Source organism: Janthinobacterium sp. YR213 (genome assembly GCF_900099875.1).
Classification (GTDB): Bacteria; Pseudomonadota; Gammaproteobacteria; order Burkholderiales; family Burkholderiaceae_D; genus Janthinobacterium; species Janthinobacterium lividum.
This window is the reverse complement of the sequence record NZ_FNDA01000004.1, coordinates 587,466-605,431: the sequence shown is the minus strand read 5'-3', so window position 1 is coordinate 605,431 and position 17,966 is coordinate 587,466. Positions and strand designations below refer to the sequence as shown.

General features: G+C 62.2%; 17 protein-coding genes. 7 read left to right on the top strand and 10 right to left on the bottom strand.

Features of this window, described 5'->3' with window-relative positions; all coding sequences use genetic code 11:
* Positions 1-20 precede the first annotated feature (20 nt).
* From BLT98_RS20440 to BLT98_RS20425, 4 genes are all read right to left on the bottom strand, one after another.
* Entirely contained in the window at positions 21-764 is a 744-nt protein-coding gene (locus BLT98_RS20440; RefSeq protein ID WP_092610891.1) for a DNA-binding protein, read from the bottom strand.
* A gap of 141 nt (positions 765-905) precedes the next feature.
* On the bottom strand, positions 906-1,523 hold the full coding sequence (locus tag BLT98_RS20435) for an LON peptidase substrate-binding domain-containing protein (protein ID WP_052140282.1): 618 nt from the start codon (positions 1,521-1,523) through the stop codon (positions 906-908).
* Between the two features lie 53 nt (positions 1,524-1,576).
* A complete protein-coding gene (locus tag BLT98_RS20430) occupies positions 1,577-2,815 on the bottom strand; it encodes a DEAD/DEAH box helicase (protein ID WP_092611158.1) in 1,239 nt (412 codons plus the stop codon).
* Positions 2,816-2,934: 119 nt separating this feature from the next.
* Positions 2,935-5,106: a TonB-dependent receptor plug domain-containing protein gene (locus BLT98_RS20425; protein ID WP_244517596.1), complete on the bottom strand. Its 2,172-nt coding sequence runs from the start codon at positions 5,104-5,106 to the stop codon at positions 2,935-2,937.
* 284 nt (positions 5,107-5,390) lie between these two features.
* Between BLT98_RS20425 and asd the strand changes: the two genes are divergently transcribed.
* Entirely contained in the window at positions 5,391-6,239 is an 849-nt protein-coding gene (asd, locus tag BLT98_RS20420; RefSeq protein WP_070257416.1) for an archaetidylserine decarboxylase, read from the top strand.
* A 15-nt stretch (positions 6,240-6,254) separates the two neighbouring features.
* On the opposite strand, the gene BLT98_RS20415 is transcribed toward asd, so the two are convergent.
* Positions 6,255-7,160, bottom strand: a complete 906-nt coding sequence (locus BLT98_RS20415; protein WP_034784204.1) for a LysR family transcriptional regulator — start codon at positions 7,158-7,160, stop codon at positions 6,255-6,257.
* 125 nt (positions 7,161-7,285) lie between these two features.
* Here BLT98_RS20415 and BLT98_RS20410 point away from each other — a divergent pair, with 125 nt between their 5' ends.
* The 3 genes from BLT98_RS20410 to BLT98_RS20400 all read left to right on the top strand — a co-directional run bounded on the left by BLT98_RS20410 (position 7,286) and on the right by BLT98_RS20400 (position 9,886).
* Complete coding sequence (locus BLT98_RS20410; protein WP_070257417.1) at positions 7,286-7,885, top strand: FMN-dependent NADH-azoreductase; 600 nt, start codon at positions 7,286-7,288, stop codon at positions 7,883-7,885.
* 57 nt (positions 7,886-7,942) lie between these two features.
* Positions 7,943-8,818, top strand: coding sequence for a pirin family protein (locus BLT98_RS20405; RefSeq protein ID WP_092610885.1), 876 nt, complete (start codon positions 7,943-7,945; stop codon positions 8,816-8,818).
* Positions 8,819-8,935: 117 nt separating this feature from the next.
* A complete protein-coding gene (locus BLT98_RS20400; protein WP_070257419.1) occupies positions 8,936-9,886 on the top strand; it encodes a cation diffusion facilitator family transporter in 951 nt (316 codons plus the stop codon).
* A gap of 153 nt (positions 9,887-10,039) precedes the next feature.
* Here BLT98_RS20400 and BLT98_RS20395 read toward each other — a convergent pair whose 3' ends face one another.
* The 3 genes from BLT98_RS20395 to BLT98_RS20385 are packed head-to-tail and all read right to left on the bottom strand — an operon-like array spanning position 10,040 to position 13,619.
* Positions 10,040-12,292 (bottom strand): RelA/SpoT family protein, encoded by a 2,253-nt coding sequence (locus BLT98_RS20395; RefSeq protein ID WP_034784208.1) that lies wholly within the window; start codon positions 12,290-12,292, stop codon positions 10,040-10,042.
* Between the two features lie 40 nt (positions 12,293-12,332).
* A complete protein-coding gene (locus BLT98_RS20390) occupies positions 12,333-12,683 on the bottom strand; it encodes a RidA family protein (RefSeq protein ID WP_034784210.1) in 351 nt (116 codons plus the stop codon).
* 54 nt (positions 12,684-12,737) lie between these two features.
* The gene (locus BLT98_RS20385) at positions 12,738-13,619 is read right to left on the bottom strand and encodes an alpha/beta fold hydrolase (protein WP_092610882.1); all 882 of its coding nucleotides are present in this window, start codon (positions 13,617-13,619) and stop codon (positions 12,738-12,740) included.
* 215 nt (positions 13,620-13,834) lie between these two features.
* Between BLT98_RS20385 and BLT98_RS20380 the strand changes: the two genes are divergently transcribed.
* Positions 13,835-15,172, top strand: coding sequence for a dicarboxylate/amino acid:cation symporter (locus BLT98_RS20380; RefSeq protein ID WP_230521989.1), 1,338 nt, complete (start codon positions 13,835-13,837; stop codon positions 15,170-15,172).
* Positions 15,173-15,408: 236 nt separating this feature from the next.
* Positions 15,409-15,819 carry a DoxX family protein gene (locus BLT98_RS20375; RefSeq protein ID WP_070253676.1) on the top strand — a complete coding sequence of 137 codons (411 nt, stop codon included), beginning with the start codon at positions 15,409-15,411 and terminating at the stop codon, positions 15,817-15,819.
* A gap of 50 nt (positions 15,820-15,869) precedes the next feature.
* Here BLT98_RS20375 and BLT98_RS20370 read toward each other — a convergent pair whose 3' ends face one another.
* Both BLT98_RS20370 and BLT98_RS20365 read right to left on the bottom strand, forming a co-directional pair.
* A complete protein-coding gene (locus tag BLT98_RS20370; protein WP_070253603.1) occupies positions 15,870-16,520 on the bottom strand; it encodes a CoA transferase subunit B in 651 nt (216 codons plus the stop codon).
* A gap of 20 nt (positions 16,521-16,540) precedes the next feature.
* The gene (locus BLT98_RS20365) at positions 16,541-17,242 is read right to left on the bottom strand and encodes a CoA transferase subunit A (protein WP_034784215.1); all 702 of its coding nucleotides are present in this window, start codon (positions 17,240-17,242) and stop codon (positions 16,541-16,543) included.
* Between the two features lie 147 nt (positions 17,243-17,389).
* On the opposite strand from BLT98_RS20365, the gene BLT98_RS20360 reads away from it, so the two are divergent.
* Entirely contained in the window at positions 17,390-17,956 is a 567-nt protein-coding gene (locus tag BLT98_RS20360; RefSeq protein ID WP_034784217.1) for a LuxR C-terminal-related transcriptional regulator, read from the top strand.
* The last annotated feature ends 10 nt before the right edge of the window (positions 17,957-17,966 follow it).

The following is a 17,966-nucleotide window of genomic DNA, read 5'->3' as shown; positions in this document are numbered from 1 at the left end:
GCAGGTTTGGTCAGGTGTCCTCAGACAGGGATCTTGAATATCGGATCGACGATGAACTGCTGCGCCTTGATGCGCAAGGTGCGCTCTTCGTCCAGCTCGGCGCGCGTTTCGCCCAGCTCTTCGCGTTCCGCTTCCAGTTCCAGGCGCGCGGCCGCCAGTTCCGTTTCCACGCGCGTCAGGCTTTCCAGCTTCAACTGGGCCTGGATCAGTTCGGCACGCGCTGCTTCGGCCGCTTCTTCCAGGCGCGGGATGCCTTCGAGCTTGAATTGCGCCTTGGCCAGATCCATGCGTGCCTGCTCGGCCGCCTCTTCCAGGCGCGGCAAGCCTTCCAGGCGCAGCTGCGCCTTGGCCAGGTCCGTGCGGGCCTGGTTCGCCACTTGCCGTTCGCGCTCGAGCTCCTCGCGCAAGGTTTCCAGCTCGCCCGCTTGCAGGTCGAGCAACTCTTGCTGGCGCTCGTTCTCGCTGGCCAGGTCCATCAATTCCTGTTGATTGTCATTCATCTCGGCTTCATGCGCGCTGTGGCTGGCGCTTAATTCCTGTCCTACATAATCGAGGATGGCTTGCTGCAGCACGGGCGACAGTTCGGCGGCGGCAGCGATCTGGCGTTGCGCGCCGGCCTTGCGGCGCAGCAAGAGCTTGCTGATGGTGCCCAGGCAGGCGCCGTTGCCCAGCCGTTCGCGCAAGGCGCGTACCGTGATGGCCTGGCCTTCGCCCGCCATCGCTTCCATTGCCGCATTGATCTGTTCCGCGCTTACTTTTGCCATGTCGTGTACTCTTGAATGTTGCCCAGGGCAATCTTGCCCAGGGGCATTATCTTATGCCAGCGGCGGCAAAGCGTAAAGTATTTCTCAATAGAAATTGCAATTACACAACGGAACTTGTGCAAGCATGCGGCCTGGGATGTTTTACTCTTCGAGCAGGCCATTTTCCGTGAGCATATCCTGCACCAGTTCCAGGCGCAGCACGGGATTGTCCTGGCTCAGCAACAATTGCTTTTGCATGGCGCTCAGGGACAGCAGCTCGCACCAGCGGTTCGCCACCCAGCCACACTCGTCGAGCCGGTACGGCGGCTGCAAGGGCATTTGGTCGGGCGGGATCTTTTGCTCCTGCAAGGTGCGTATCAGCGCGCCGAGCGCGTCGGCCACGTTCTGCTGCTCTTGCGGAATGGGAATGGTTTTATCGGGCGGTAAAGTTTCGACCTGCGCCATCCACAAGCCGTGCTTCAGCTGTTCGCTGGAAACGATGTGAAAGCGCTGCATGCCCATGCATTTGATTTGCAGCAAGCCGGACAAGGGCGCGGCCCAGTCAATGACGCGCGCCAGGGTGCCCACGGGCGCCAGGGTTTCCTGATGGCCAGGCTTGCGCACTTCCGTGCCATCCAGCAGTTGCACCACGCCGAACGGCTGCTCGCCCATGATGCATTTGCGTATCATGTCCAGATAGCGTACCTCGAAGATCTGCAGGGGCAGATAGCCATCGGGATACAGCACCGTATTGAGCGGGAACAAAGGTATCGAGGTCATAAGCGCATGATGGCACGAATGGCATATCCGTGCTGCGCGCCTGGCGCCCTTGATTATTTGTAAAAGCGCCTTTTCTTGGCCCGCTCCGCCGCCTTCGGCGCCAGCACTTTCACGGCCTTCTTCTGGATGGTGCCGCCGGCGGACGTGCCCGGCACGCGGTGTTCCGCCTCGAAACCGGGCTCTTCGTTGCGTTTCAGCGTTTGCCGGGTCAGCGCTTCCACTGCCGACAGCAGCTCCACTTCATCGGCGCACACAAGCGAAATGGCTGCACCCGAAGCGCCCGCGCGGCCCGTGCGGCCGATGCGGTGGATATAGTCTTCCGCCACGGTGGGCAAGTCGAAATTGACGACGACCGGCAATTGCTCGATATCGAGGCCACGGGCGGCCACGTCGGTCGCCACCAGCACCTGCACCTCGGCAGATTTGAAACTGGCCAGCGCGCGCAGGCGGTTCGGCTGCGTCTTGTCGCCATGAATGGAATCGGCGCGCACGCCCTGCTCCAGCAAGGTATTCACCAGCAGCTCGACACCCTTGCGCGTCTTGACGAAGACCAGGACCTGGCCCCAGCGCATTTTCTTCAGCAAATGCAGAAACAGTTCCGGCTTGCGCTTCTTGTCGCACACGATGACCGATTGCTTGACGGCCTTGACGGTGCTGTTGCGCGCGCTCACCTCGACCGAGACGGGATCCTTCAGCATGGTTTTCGCCATGGCGCGGATGGCGTCCGAGAAGGTGGCCGAGAACAGCAGGGTCTGGCGCTGCTTGGGCATGGTCATCAGCAATATATCGAGTTCGCGCTCGAAGCCCAGATCCAGCATGCGGTCAGCCTCGTCCAGCACCAGCGTCTGCACTTGCTCGAACTTGACGGCGCCCTGCGTCTGCAAGTCCAGCAAGCGGCCCGGCGTGGCCACCAGCACGTCGAGGCCCTTGCGCAATTTGCTGATCTGCGGCTCGATGGGTACGCCGCCATACGCGACAAAGCTGCGCAGCGGCAAGTTACCGCCATAGCTGCGGAAGCTGGCATAGACTTGCTCGGCCAGTTCGCGCGTGGGCACGAGCACCAGCACGCGCACGCACTGGGGTGCCACCACGCCTTCCAGGGTCAGGCGCTGCAGCAGCGGCACGGCAAAGCCTGCCGTCTTGCCCGTACCCGTCTGGGCGGCGGCCATCAAGTCGCGTCCGGCCAGCACGGCAGGAATCGATTGCGCCTGCACGGGCGTGGGCTTGGCATAGCCGAGCTCATCGAGTTTGCGGACCAGGGGATCGATCAGGCCGAGGGAGGAAAACGTCATGGGGAAAGCAATCTTGGCAAATGAAAAGGTGGCGCGCACGGACCGGCCGCGCGCGCGATTGCCGAGATTATAGGCCAGCGGGGAGGCCGGCCGGGGTTTTCAGTGCGGGAACGTCACGATCAGAACTTCATTTCCAGAGTGGCGCGCGCCTGCGGCGAGCTCGGTGAAATGCTGTTGCGGGTAATCGTGCCGCTGGCGTCCGCATACGTGGTGGTGCTTTCGAAGTCTTGCGCCAGCAGGTTCGACACGGCCAGGCGCAGCTGGTTCTTCGCATCGAACTTCCACAGCGCATAAATATCGAGGTCGCGCCGCGGCGACGTATAGGCGCTCTGGCGCTCGGTGATGCGCACGGGGCCGCCATTGCGGAAGTTGAAGCTGCCGCCCGTCGTCAGCACGCCATCGGGCGTCTTGTAGTCGAGGCCGAAGTTGCCGCTGACGGGCGTTTGCTGGTCGAGCCGGTTGTCCGGTCCCGGCACCTGCTCCACCTGCGACCAGTTGCGGCTGACGCTGGCGCGCAGGTCGATGGCCGGCACAGGCGCGGCCAGCACGGCGCGCAGCGGGAATTTCGCTTCCAGTTCCAGTGTCTGTGTATTGGCGCGGCCATCGTTGACGGGCGTGGAGACCCAGCGGTCATTGACGAACAGCAAGCCCTGGCGCGTGTAGCCATCGATGCGGCGGGCCGAGGCGCGCGCGCTGAGCAAGGCGCCTTCTGCCCAGTAGTGCTCGTACGACACATCGATGCCCAGCGCCAGCTCCGGCTTCAGATACGGATTGCCTTCGCGGTCGGGGTCCGTCTGGCTATTGTTGGTCGAGGTATTGCGGCGTGGAATCAGGCTTGACGTGGGCTGCGCCTTGTAGGTGCGCGTCAGGGCCAGGCGTACCTGGTCGCCCTTGGTATCGGGCAACTTCCACAGGGTTTGCAGCAGCGGGCTCCACACGCTGGTGCGCTGCTGCACTTCGTCATAGGTGTCGCCCGCGCTGCGCGTGTCGATGCCTTCCCAGCGCACGCCCGCATACATGGACCAGCGCGGCGTGATTTCCCAGTCATCCTGCACGAACAGGGCCAGGCGAGAAATAGTGGCATCGAAACCTTCGTCGCTGTTGACGGGCGGACGCGCACCCAGGGCCCCTTCGCGCTGCCGGCGCGATTCCTCGCGCTCCGTGTAGGCGCCATCCCAGCCCATCGACAGGGCATGGCCGGGCAGCAGGGGAGTGGAATACTTGCCGGTCGAACTGACGCCGTTTTCCGTCGCCTTCACGCCCACCTTGCGCTCGAGCGCCAGGCCACTGCCATCGATAAAGCCCTGCTGCAGGCTGTCGGACGTATTGCGGGCGGCCGAGGCGCCCACTTTCAGTTCCAGCCTGGCGCCGCCGGCCAGCTTGTGCATCCACGTCAGGTCGCTGCGGCCGAAGGCATTGTGGTTGCTGGAGCTGCCCGTGTTGCTGTCGTAGTCGGGGCGCACGCCCTGCTCCGTTTCCGCGCGGCTGAAATTGCGGTGGTTCGAGCGCCCGCCATTGAAGAAGAATTGCGCCGTCACATTGTCGCCGTTGGCCAGCACCCAGTTCAGGCGCGGCGACAGGTTGATGCCTTCCGGACGGCCATCGCCCGTGCCGTTCGTGCGGCGCAGCAGGTTTTGCCGGCCATCGGGCGCGTAGCCCAGTTCCAGCCCGGGATTGTCGTAATGGTAATCGTAGCGGAACAGCGAGCCGGCCAGCGAATACGAGAAATTGCCGTCGCGGTCGGACAATTGCACGTTCACGCTGGGCGAAAAGCTCACGTCGCTGCCCTGCACGCCCAGCTTGAGCTCGCGCTGCGCCGTCTTGACGGCCTTTTTCAGCACCACGTTGATGGTGCCGGCAATCGACTGCGTGCTGTATTCGGCGCTGGCCGCATGCAAAATCTCGATGCGTTCGATCACGTCGGGCGACAGGGTGTCGAGCGAGAAACCGGCCGGCGCCCGCTCGCCATTGAGCAGTATCTGCGTGTAGCCGCTGCCCAGGCCACGCATGCGGATTTCACCGCCCGAGCGCCCGGCCGCGCCGGTCACGGTAATGCCGGGCAGGCGCTTGAGCACGTCGGTGACATTCGTGTCGCCATACTTGAGGATTTCCTCGCTGCCGACGACCATCTTGCTGGCCGTATCGTCGCGGCGCGGATCATAGCCGCTACCCTTGACTTCGACAGTCTGCATGGCGGGAGCGGCGGATTTCTCGGCCTTCAGCGGCACGGCGGCGTCAGTGGCGGCGGGCGTTTCGGATTGCTGGGCCTGGGCATTCCAGGCAAGTAACACGGAGGAACAAAGGATGGTAAGGCGAAGGCAACGGCGTGGCATCATGACCTGGCTAAAAAAGTTGGCTGAATAAAAATGGCTAAAAGCTAAAAAACAGGCCGCTGTATTGTGCTGTAATTTTTTCCGAGTGACACAGTTTCCTGAAAATATTTCCTATGGCAAATTAAATTCGGCGGCCGGCTGCACTACGCCCCCTTGCATACGGTACATATCATTGCGCGCCACATCGCCGCTATAATGCGTTTTCATCATTGTTCCCATCACCCCGTCAAAGGCTTCCCATCGTGTCTGACCGTCTTGCCGTTTTGCCTCAATATCTGCTGCCCAAGGGAGCGTTGACCAATTTTGCCGGCCGTGTCGCCGGTGCCAAGGGCGGCGCCATGACGACGCGTTTGATCCGCTGGTTCGTCGGCCGCTACAACGTCAACATGGATGAGGCGCTGGACCCGGACATCACGCATTACACGAGCTTCAACGACTTTTTCACGCGCGCGCTGCGCCCCGATGCCCGTCCGCTGGCCCAGGCCGACTACGTCTGCCCCGTCGATGGCCGCATCAGCCAGTTCGGCACGATCGACAGGGACCAGATCTTCCAGGCCAAGGGCCACAGCTTCAGCACCACGGCCCTGGTGGGCGGCGATGCGGCACTGGCGGCCCAGTTCGAACACGGCAGCTTCGCCAATCTGTACCTGAGCCCGCGCGACTACCACCGCATCCACATGCCCTGCGACGGCCGCCTGACGCGCATGATTTATGTGCCCGGTGAACTGTTCTCCGTCAACCCGACGACGGCGCGCGGCATCCCCGGCCTGTTCGCCCGCAACGAGCGGGTCGTCTGCGTGTTCGATACGGCCAACGGCCCCTTCGTCATGACCCTGGTGGGCGCCACCATCGTCGGCAGCATGGCCACCGTCTGGCACGGCGTCGTCAACCCGCCCCGCACAGGCCAGGTACGCGACTGGAGCTATGCGAACGACAATGTCGTGCTGAAGCAGGGCGAAGAGCTGGGCCGCTTCCTGCTCGGTTCCACCGTCGTCATGCTGTTCCCGAAAGATACCGTGACGTTCAATGCCAACTGGCAACCGGCCGGCCCCGTGCAGCTGGGCGAAGTCATGGGCAAGCTGCCCAAGTAAGGCAGCAAGACGCGCCTACACGGGCGCGTCGGTTTGGTACATTTCCTCCATCAAGTCCAGAAACGCGCGCGTCTTGGCCGGCATCAAACGCCGGCCGGGAAACACGGCCCAGCCCGTGACCAGCGGAAAACTCCACTCCGGCAGCACGCGCACCAGTTCCCCCGTCGCCACATACGCCTTGGCAAAGCGGTCCGTGCTGGCCGCGATGCCCACGCCCGTGCACGCCATGCGCACCAGCAATTCCGGCGAATTGGCCAGCAAGCGCACGGGCAAATCGCGCTCCCACGTCGTCTTGCCGCGGATCAAAGTCCAGTGCACGAGGCCATGCACGGCCCGTGGCAAGCTGAGCAAATCGTGGCCATACAGGTCGTCGGGATGCTCGGGCAAGCCGTGCACGCTCGTGTATTGCGGCGAGGCATACAGGGCGAGCGTACTGAACGCCACGCGGCGCGCCGCCAGGCTGGCGTCGTCGGGCAAGTTGCCCATGCGGATGGCCAGGTCGAAGTTCTCTTCCAGTAAATCCACGCGGCGTGCCGACAAGTCCAGTTCCAGCGAAATGGCCGGATAGCGGCGCACGAACTCGGCCAGCACCTGGCGCATCAGGGTGTCGCCAAAGTCGGCCGGCATGGAAATGCGCAGCAAGCCGCTGGGTCCTGCCTGGCGGTGCTGTGCCAGCGCGCCGGCCGCCTCCGTCTCTTCCACCACCTTGCGCGCATGCTCGAGCAAGCTGGCGCCAAACTCCGTCAGCGCCAGCTTGCGCGTGGTGCGCAGCAGCAGCCGTTCGCCCAATTTCGCTTCCAGCAGCGAGATGCGGCGCGACAGGGTCGACTTGGGCAAGTCCACGCGCACGGCGGCGCGCGAGAAACTGCCGCATTCGACGACGCGCGCAAACAGCAGCAAATCTCCGGGATCGATATCCATATACTTACCTTTAACTCGATTGTTCCACTGGTGGATTAATGTTATCCATTTTAACGGCTTCCGCATCAATTTTGGAATTGCTATAGTTCATCCATCGCAAGACACCTCACAACGGAGAAAACAAGATGAACATCCTGCAAATCAATTCCAGCGCCCGCAGCACCGGTTCCGCCTCGACCCGCCTGGCTGACGCCATCGTTACCCGCGTACAAGCGGCCAACCCCGGCGCCACCCTGGCCCGCCGCGACCTGGCTGCCGCACCGCACCCCGTGCTCGACGAGCCGACCCTGCAAGCGTTGTTCACCCCGGCAGACAAGCGCACGCCGGAGCAAGCAGCCCGCATCGCCCTCGATGACGCACTGATTGCGCAAGTGCAAGCGGCTGACGTGATCGTCATCGGCGCGCCGATGTACAACTTCGGCATCACCGTGCAACTGAAAAGCTGGTTCGACGCGATTGCCCGCGCCAACGTCACCTTCAAGTACACGGAAAACGGCCCCGTGGGCCTGCTGACCGGCAAGAAAGTCTACGTGGGCCTGTCCCGCGGCGGCTTGCACCGCGACAGCGCCAACGATAGCCAGGTGCCTTACCTGAACACCATGTTCGGCTTCCTGGGCCTGACCGACGTGCAATACGTGTATTCGGAAGGCATGGGCATGGGCCCGGAAGCCGTGGCCAAGGCGCAAGCACAAGCGGATGCCGAGATCAACGCGATCCTGGTGTAATCCCCAGCAGTGAAAGGGGCGGCGCACTGGCGCCGCCCTGGCCTAGAGGAGAGAACAATGAGCGATACCACCACCGTCAACAAGCCACGCGCCGTCGAACGCGTGATTGCCGGCCAGGCCGTCATGGATGGCGCCGGCGTGAAGATCAACCGCGTGCTGACGCAGCAACTGCAACGCCGCCTCGACCCTTTCCTGATGCTCGACAACTTTGCCAGCGACAAGCCGAACGACTATATCGCCGGCTTCCCCGAGCATCCGCACCGCGGCTTCGAGACCGTGTCGTACATGATCACGGGGCGCATGCGCCACAAGGACAGCGCGGGCAATGAAGGCTTGCTGACCTCGGGCGGCGTGCAATGGATGACGGCCGGCAGCGGCGTGATCCACTCGGAAATGCCGGAGCAGGAAGAAGGCGTGATGGAAGGTTTTCAGCTGTGGCTGAACCTGCCCGCGCGCGACAAGATGCGCACGCCGTGGTACCGCGATTTCACCAGCAGTGAAATCCCCCGCTACACGACGGACGCGGGCGTGGCCGTGCAAGTGATCGCCGGCGCAAGCCATGGCGTGACGGGCGCCGTGCAGCGCGAACTGACGGAACCGCTGTACCTCGATATCGACTTGCCGGCCGGCAGCAGCTTCGAGCAGCCATTGCCGCCAGGCCATAACGCTTTCATCTACACCTTCCGTGGCGAAGTGCAGGTCGACGGCAAGGCCGTGCCCGCACTGCGCATGGCGATCTTCGCCAACACGCCGGGTAGCGATGGCGTGCGCATCGAGGCGCCGCAAGGCGGCCGCGTAATCCTCGTCGCCGGCCAGCCCTTGAACGAGCCGATTGCGCAATATGGCCCGTTTGTCATGAATACCCAGGCGGAAGTGTTCCAGGCCGTTCAGGATTTCCGTGAGGGCAAGTTTGGCGAGACGGCCGTGCAGTAAAGTTGTCTGCCTCATCAAAAACCTGCAGTGCCTCCGGGCCTGCAGGTTTTTTTACGTGCCGACTACTTTGTTGCTTTTCAATTACACTGGCGGCAACATCATTCCACAAAGCATTCCATGCAGCCCACGCACACCGAACACGACGCCACCCATTTGCACGCCCACTTGAAAGGCGACGCCAAGCACACCCACTCGTTCGAGGGGCGCAGCCAGAGCATCCTCGCGTGGGCGCTGGGCCTGACCCTGTCGTTTGCCGGCATCGAAGTGGCGGCCGGCTTCCTGTCCAATTCGCTGGCCCTGATTTCCGACGCGGGACACATGGTCACGGACGCGGCGGCCCTGGGCCTGGCACTGCTGGCGCAACTGATCGCGCGCCGCCCTCCTTCGCCCCGCCACTCGTTCGGCTTTGGCCGCGCCGAAGCGCTGGCCGCCTTCGTCAACGGCCTGGCCATGCTGTGCGTGGTGGGCTGGATCTGCTATGAAGCCGCGCTGCGCTTTTCCTCCCCGCAACCGGTAAAGGGCGGCATGGTCTTCATCGTTGCCTTCATCGGCCTGGCGATCAATATAGTCGTGGCGTGGGTATTGTCGAAAGACAAGCAAAGCGTCAACACGCGCGCCGCCCTCGTGCACGTGATGGGCGATTTGCTCGGCTCGGTCGCCGCCATCGTCGCCGGCGCCGTGATTTACTTTACGGGCTGGATGCAGATCGACCCGCTGCTGTCCGTGCTGGTGTCCCTGCTGATTTTAAAGTCGACATTCGGCGTGCTGCGCGAGTCCTACCATTTCCTGATGGAAGGCGTGCCCGTGCATATCGACTACATCCAAGTGGGCGCTGACGTGGAGCAGGTGGATGGCGTGATCGCCGTGCACGACCTGCATGTGTGGGATATGTCGCCGGGCCAGCCGGCCCTGATCGGCCACGTGGAAATCGAACACCTCGACCATTGGCCGAAGGTCTTGCGGGCGATCAAGAAGATGTTACTGAGTAAGCATGGCATCGACCACATCACCTTGCAGCCGGAGACGGCGGCGATGGCGGGCTTGCATCAGGGTGACAAGACCCACTAGCACGGAATTCAACAAACGTCACAACGCCTGACAAAACCGTAGCGAGCGGAAGGTAGAGGTGGTCGAGAAGCGCAACCGTACTAAGTACGGGGGCGCCGAGCCGGTGAGCATCGCAGGCCGCCTATACCGGCGCGCAGTAGGTTTGGTCAGGCATCAACTACGTCGCGCTTCCAGCACCCCACTGACATCCTTGATCACATTCAGCGCCTTCAACAACTGCGCCGTCGAGCTGATCTCGGCCGTAAAGGTCATGCGGGCCTGGCCCTTGGCGCTTTGGGTATTCACGCCGATCACGTTGATCTTTTCGCGCGAGAAGATTTCGGAGATGTCGCGCAGCAAGCCCTGACGGTCGCCTGCCAGGATGAAGATGTCGACCGGATACACGGTGTCGTGCCCGCCCGTGCTGCCCCATTCCGTGAAGATCACGCGCTCGGGCGACTTGGCGCGCATTTCCTCGAAGTTCTTGCACGTGGCGCGGTGGATGGAGACGCCCTTGCCGCGCGTCACGAAGCCGACGATGCTGTCCGGCGGCGCCGGCTTGCAGCACTTGGCCAGCACTGTCATGAGGCCTTCCGTGCCCACCACCAGCACGCCGGACTTGGCGCCCTGCTCCACGCTGGAAGCGCGGCTCTTGCCGACCAGCACGGCGTCTTCCGGCACCACCACTTCGCCATTGTCGTGCAGCGCCTGCTCCACATGGCGCAGGCTGAATTCATCCTTGCCGACCGACAGGAACAGCTCGTCGACCTTGGCAAAGCCCAGCTTTTGCGCCAGGGCTTCGAGGTTGACGGCCGTCTTGCCTTCGCGCTGCAAGGATCTCTCCACCAGCGCGCGGCCATGGGCCAGGGTTTCCTGCATGTCGATGGCGTGGAACCAGGCACGGATCTTCGAGCGCGTGCGCGTGCTGACGGCGTAACCGGCGCTGAGCCAGTCGCGCGACGGCCCGGCCGTGCCCGGCGCGCCCTTGGCCGTGATGATTTCGCAGGTCTGGCCGTTTTTCAGCTGGGTATTCAGGGGCACCATGATGCCGTCGACCTTGGCGCCGCGGCAGCGGTGGCCCACGTCCGTGTGCAAGTGATACGCAAAATCGACGGGCGTGGCGCCCACGGGCAATTCCAGCACCCGCGCCTGCGGCGTCATGACGAAGATACGGTCGTCCAAGGTGGCGGATTTCAGCTTTTCCACCCATTCGCGCTGGATTTCTTCCTGGCCCACGACGGCGTCGGCGACCTCGGTTTTCCACGCCAGCAGCTGGCGCAGCCAGGCGATCTTTTCGTCGTATTTCTGGCCGGCAAAGTTCGAGCCGCCCTCTTCCTTGTAGCGCCAGTGCGCCGCCACGCCGTATTCGGCAAAGCTGTGCATTTCATTCGTGCGGATTTGCACTTCCAGCGGCCGGCCATCTTCGGCCGTCACCACCGTGTGCAGCGACTGGTAACCGTTCGGTTTCGGCCGCGAAATGTAATCGTCGAATTCTTTCGGGATGGGGGTCCAGATATTGTGGACCACGCCCAGCACCGTGTAGCAAGTCTTCACGTCGGCAACGATGACGCGGAAGGCGCGCACATCGTACAGGGCAGTGAAATCGAGTTCCTTGCCGCGCATCTTGTTCCAGATGCTGTAAATGTGTTTCGGGCGGCCAAACACTTCCGCCTGGATGCCGGCCGAGGCCAGCTCCGTCTGCAGGCGCAAGATCGCCGAGGAAACAAAGCCCTCGCGCATCATGCGCTTTTCTTCCAGCATCTTGGCGATGCGTTTATACGCTTCCGGCTCGATGAAGCGGAACGACAAGTCTTCCAGCTCCCACTTCAGCTGCCAGATACCGAGGCGGTTGGCCAGCGGCGCGTACAGGTCCAGCGTTTCCTTGCCGTACTCGCGCGTCATTTCGTTGAACAGTTTTAATTCAGCAAAGTAACGCAAGGTCGTCACGCAGGAAGCCAGGCGCACCAGCACGACGCGCATGTCGGAAGCCATCGCCAGCAACATCTTGCGCAGGGTTTCCACCTGGGCCACGGCTTGCTGCGCCGCATTCTTGCCGCGCCCGCCAGCGCTGCCGTGCTGCGCCTGGGTCAGCGCGCGCAAGCGGATCAGCTGGCGCACGCCTGTCGCCAGGTCGCACACCTGCTTGCCGAAGCGCGGCTCGATGTCGGCCGCCGTGTCCGGTTCCAACAGGGTCAGCTCGAACATCAGGCCGGCGATACGCGTTTCCGCATCGCTGCGCAGGAAAGCCAGGGTGGTGGCCACGCCGACGGCGAAGTCCAGCGCGGAGCGGCCGGCAAAGGTCAGCTTGTCGCCATACGCCTCGGTGGCATACGCGAGCGCGTCCAGCACGCGCGCACTGTCCGGCGCACTCAAGCCCTCTACCAGTTGTTCCGAGGTGACGCTATTCGGGGCCGAGATGGAAACCATGTATTACCTTTTAAACTTAATAACTCAACAACTTGATGACTTAACGCTCTGCAGCGATGATGACGATTTCAACCAGGCATGCCGGATTGGCCAGCTTCGCTTCCACCGTGGCGCGCGGCGGCGTGTGGCCGGAAGCGACCCAGTCGTCCCACACTTCATTCATGCCGGGGAAATCCTTCATGTCGGCGATGTAGATCTGGCACGACAGGATGCAAGTCTTGTCGCTGCCCGCTTCCATCAGCAAACGGTCGACGTGGCCGAGCACTTCGCGCGTCTGGCCAACGATGCCCTGCGTGGTGTCTTCCGCGATCTGGCCCGCCAGGTAGATGGTGTTGTTGTGTATGGCTACTTCGGAGAGGCGTTTGCCTACGTGCAGTCGTGTAATTTCCATGCTTCTTCTTTCGGTTGTTTCAAAATCTGTACAGCGTTATTGCTTGTTGCCTTCTTATTTGCCCAGCAAAAACTTGCGGGCGATGGCGATCTGGTCATCGTGGACAAAAGTGGGCGCATGGCCCACGCCGGTGATTTCCACCAGCTCCGCCTTCGGGCCGCGGCCCAGCATGCTTTGCGCCGTTTCGTGCGACAGCAGATCGGATTCCGACCCGCGCACCAGCAAGGTGGGGCAACGCACGGCATCATACGCGGCCCACAGCATGGCTTCGTCGCTGGCCGCCGATTCCGGCGTGGCCGAGCGGAACGGCATGGCCAGTCCCATATCATAGTGGCGGCGCCAGTGGCCATCCTTATCCTGGCGCAACACATCCACCGCCAGTTTATGCCATTCCGCGTCCGTGTGCGGGCCGAAGCTGGCGGACACGTCGCGCACAAACTTGGCGCCCTGTTCAAATGTCTCGAAACGCAAGTCCTGGCCGATGTAGTCGCCGATGCGCTGCAAGGCTTCCGGCGCCAGGGTCGGGCCGATATCGTTCAGCACCAGCTTGCTGATCGGGCTGTTCGGCAACGATGCCAGGCCCAGGCCGATCAAGCCACCCATCGACGTGCCGAACCAGTCCACCGTCTGGCGCTCGCCATTGGCCAGCACGCGCGCCAGCAGAGTCACCATGTCGCTCACATATTGCGGCACGCGGTAGAACTGGGGATTGGCCAGCCAGCCCGAGCGCCCGCGTCCCACCACGTCGGGGCAGATCACGCGGTAATCGCTGGCCATGGCGCGCGCCAGGTTGTCGAAGTCGTCCGCCACGCGCGTCACGCCGTGGGCGCAGACGAGCACGTTCGGATTGTCCGCCGCGCCCCACTCCTTGTACGACATGGTGTGCAAGCCTGCGGGGGAGATGCACTGGACGGATTTGATGCTCGCTTCGATCATGCCAATTCCTTATTCGATATAAAAAGAGCACCGCTTCCTGCCTGCCATGGGGTGTCCCGCGCGCGACGCTACGGCAGTGTAGCGCAGCGCGGGCAATGCTCCAAGCGCACGCCTGAAATGCTGCGCCGCAGCACGCCAGTCATGGCGCAATACCCGATATAGCGAAAATGCATATCTGCGGTTATCCACAATTGAGGCGGCCTGGCAATGAGTGGATGATCGCAGCATCAACCCGCAAGAGGAGACCACTCGTGAAAAAACCATTCTATAAAATCCTGTACGTGCAGGTGCTGTTCGCCATCGTGGCCGGCGTGCTGCTGGGCGTGTTCTACCCTTCCAACGCTGTCGACATGAAACCGCTGGGCGACGGCTTTATCAAACTGATCAAGATGATCATCGCCCCGGTGATCTTCTGTACCGTCGTCTCCGGCATCGCCGGCATGCAGGACGTCAAGAAGATCGGCCGCGTGGGCGGCAAGGCCCTGATCTACTTCGAAGTGGTCTCCACCTTCGCGCTGGCCATCGGTTTGCTGGTTGCCAACATCCTGAAACCGGGCGCCGGCTTCAACGCTGATCCGGCCCACCTGGACGCCAAGTCGATCGCGCAATACACGCACGCCGAAGGCATGACGACCATCGATTTCCTGATGAACATCATCCCGAAGACTTTCGTCGATGCGTTCGCCAAGGGCGACATCCTGCAAGTGCTGTTGATCGCCATCCTGTTCGGCTTCTCGCTGTCCCTGCTGGGCGAGCGCGGCCGTCCCGTCACCAAGCTGATCGACGAGCTGTCGCACGCCATCTTCGGCATGGTCAACATCATCATGAAAGTCGCCCCTGTCGGCGCGTTCGGCGCGATGGCATTTACCATCGGCAAATACGGCCTGGCTTCGCTGATCCCGCTGGCTAAACTGATGGGTTCGTTCTACCTGACCTGCTTCCTGTTCGTCTTCGTCGTGCTGGGCCTGATCGCCAAGTACACGGGCTTCTCCATCGGCCGCTTCTTGCTGTACATCAAGGAAGAACTGCTGATCGTGCTCGGCACCAGCTCGTCGGAATCGGCCCTGCCGGCCCTGATGAAAAAACTCGAGCGCCTCGGCTGCTCGAAACCGGTGGTCGGCCTGGTCGTGCCTACCGGCTACTCGTTCAACCTGGACGGCACCAACATCTACATGACCATGGCGGCCCTGTTCGTGGCACAAGCCACCAACACGGAACTGACGATCTGGCAAGAGCTCACCATCCTGGGCGTGGCGATGCTGACCTCGAAAGGCGCGTCCGGCATCACGGGCGCCGGCTTCATCACCCTGGCCGCCACCCTGGCCGTGGTGCCGACCATCCCTGTGGCCGGCATGGCGCTGATCCTGGGCATCGACCGCTTCATGAGCGAATGCCGTGCGCTGACGAATTTCGTGGGCAACGGCGTGGCCACCATCGTCGTGTCGAAATGGGAAAAAGAACTGGACATGGACAAGCTGCACAGCGAGCTGGCCCATCCCACCCACCCGACCGACGACGCGTATGTCGCCCCGGCCGTGAATATCGTCAAGTAAGCCGTACTCTTCATTGAAAAGCCCCGCAGAGCGATCTGCGGGGCTTTTTTCATGCGCGTAGGCTTTTGCCCGCATCATCAACCCATAGTAAATCATGCATCAATATTTCACTGGATGATCAATGAATCAAAAACAATTACAGTTACAACACTGTTCGCCCGCAAGCTCCCGCATAATGACATTGCGTTAATGCAAGCCTGACACCGAACCATCCTCACTTTTGAATGGAGTACGTCATGTCCCTCTCGCCCGCCTTCTACGCCACCTGGAGTCCACGCCTGCTGGGCGTGCTGCGCATCATCCTCGGTTTCCTCTTCCTGCAACACGGCACGGCGAAACTGTTCGGCGCGCCGCATGTGGCCATGTTCGACGGCCTGCAACTGTTTTCCGTGATGGGGGCGGCCGGCGTCATCGAGCTGGTCGGCGGCACCTTGCTGCTGGTCGGCCTGTTCACGCGCCCCGTCGCCTTCATCCTGTCGGGCCAGATGGCGGCCGCCTACTTCATGGCGCATGCGCCAGCCGGTTTCCTGCCGATCCTGAACGGCGGCGAAATGGCCGTGATGTACTGCTTCACCTTCCTGTATTTCGCGGCAGCGGGCGGCGGCGCCTACAGCCTGGACGGGCTGCGCGGCAAGGCCGGCGCATAAAAAAAGGGCGGACATCGCTGTCCGCCCTTTTATTCCATACAACAAGCCATTTATACGGCCGACACGTCCAACTCAGCGCCCGTGGCCTCTTGCACTTGTTCCTTGGTCACGCCCGGTGCCAGTTCCACCAGCTTCAGGCCGTTTTCCGTCACGTCGATGACGCCCAGGTCGCTGATGATGACGTCGACCACGCCCACGCCCGTCAGTGGCAAGTCGCACTGCTTCAGCAGCTTGTGCGACGTCGTGCCATCCTTGGCCGTGGCCACGTGCTCCATCAGCACGACGACGCGCTTGACGCCGGCGACGAGGTCCATCGCGCCGCCCATGCCCTTGACCATCTTGCCTGGAATCATCCAGTTCGCCAGGTCGCCCTTTTCCGACACTTGCATGGCACCCAGGATGGCCAGGTTGATCTTGCCGCCACGAATCATGCCAAACGAGTCGGCCGAGCTGAAGTAGGCGGCGCCCGGCAAGGCCGTCACCGTCTGCTTGCCCGCGTTGATCAGGTCGGCATCGACCTCATCGTCCGTGGGGAACGGGCCGATGCCCAATAGCCCGTTTTCCGACTGCAGGAATACTTCGATATTCTCCGGCACATAGTTCGCCACCAGGGTCGGCAAGCCGATGCCCAGGTTCACATAAAAGCCATCCTGCAATTCTTTCGCCGCGCGCGCGGCCATTTCGTCTCTAGTCCAAGCCATGATGTTCTCCGTATTCTTTTTTATGCTTCAGTGCGCACGGTGCGCTGCTCGATGCGTTTTTCCGGGTTCGCGTTGACCACGATGCGGTGCACGAAGATGCTCGGCGTGTGGACCTGGTCCGGGTCGATCTCGCCCACTTCGACCAGTTTTTCCACTTCGACGATGGTGATCTTGCCGGCCATGGCCACGTTCGGGTTGAAATTGCGCGCCGTCTTGCGGTAGACCAAATTGCCCGCGCGGTCGGCCATGTAGGCTTTCACCAGCGACACATCGGCCACCAGGCTGCGTTCCATCACGTATTGCTCGCCGTCGAATTCGCGCAGCTCCTTGCCGTCGGCAACGATGGTGCCCACGCCCGTCTTGGTGAAGAAGGCGGGAATGCCGGCGCCGCCGGCGCGCAGTTTCTCGGCCAGGGTGCCTTGCGGCGTGAATTCCAGTTCCAGCTCGCCGGCCAGGTACTGGCGCGCGAATTCCTTGTTTTCGCCCACATAGGAGGCGATCATTTTCTTGATCTGGCGCGTGGTCAGCAGCTGGCCCAGGCCGAAGCCGTCCACGCCGGCGTTATTTGAAATGGCCGTCAGGCCCGTCACGCCCGAATCGCGCAAGGCGCCGATCAGGGCTTCGGGAATGCCGCACAGGCCGAAGCCGCCGACGGCGATGGTCTGACCATCTTGGACGATACCGGCCAGCGCCGAAGCGGCGTCAGGATAAACTTTATTCATGGGTGTCCCTCTATCTTTTGTTAAGCTTTGGTCTTGAGTCCATGACTCAGGCAGCGACTCAGCATAAAATACGCGAGTGGAAAGTACAATACCGTAGAACTACCGGCGCCGTGCCCGCAATCCCCCTGTGAGAGTGATACGTATCAGATGAACGCCGCGTCAGCCATCGATTATGAAAGCATCTTCCTGCACGCGCCCGTGGGCATGTGCATGTCGGAAAACCGCATCATGCGCAGCTGCAACGAAGCGCTGGCAGCCATGTTCGGCTATGCGCGCGCCCAGCTGGACGACCAGTCGTTCGAAGTACTCTACCCCACGCACGATGAATTCCTGCGCACGGGTGACCGCATCATCCCCATCATGAACGCCAAGGGACGCTATTCGGACGAACGCATCATGCGCCGCAGTAATGGTGAATTGTTCTGGTGCCACGTCACGGGCCACGCCATGCTGGCCGCACAGCCGCTGGGGCCGGGCATCTGGACGTTCGAGGATGTCAGCGAGAAACGTCCCGTGACGGCGGAGCTGACCCCGCGCGAGCGCGAAATCGCCGCCCTGCTGGTCGAAGGCAAGACCAGCAAGGTCATCGCCCGCCAGATCGACCTCAGCCCCCGCACGGTGGAAATGCACCGTGCCAAGCTGATGCGCAAGTTCGCCGCTTCGACCTCGTCGGAGCTGGTGCACAAGCTGGTGGGCTTGCAGCTGCAGCGCTAGGGCTGCAGCG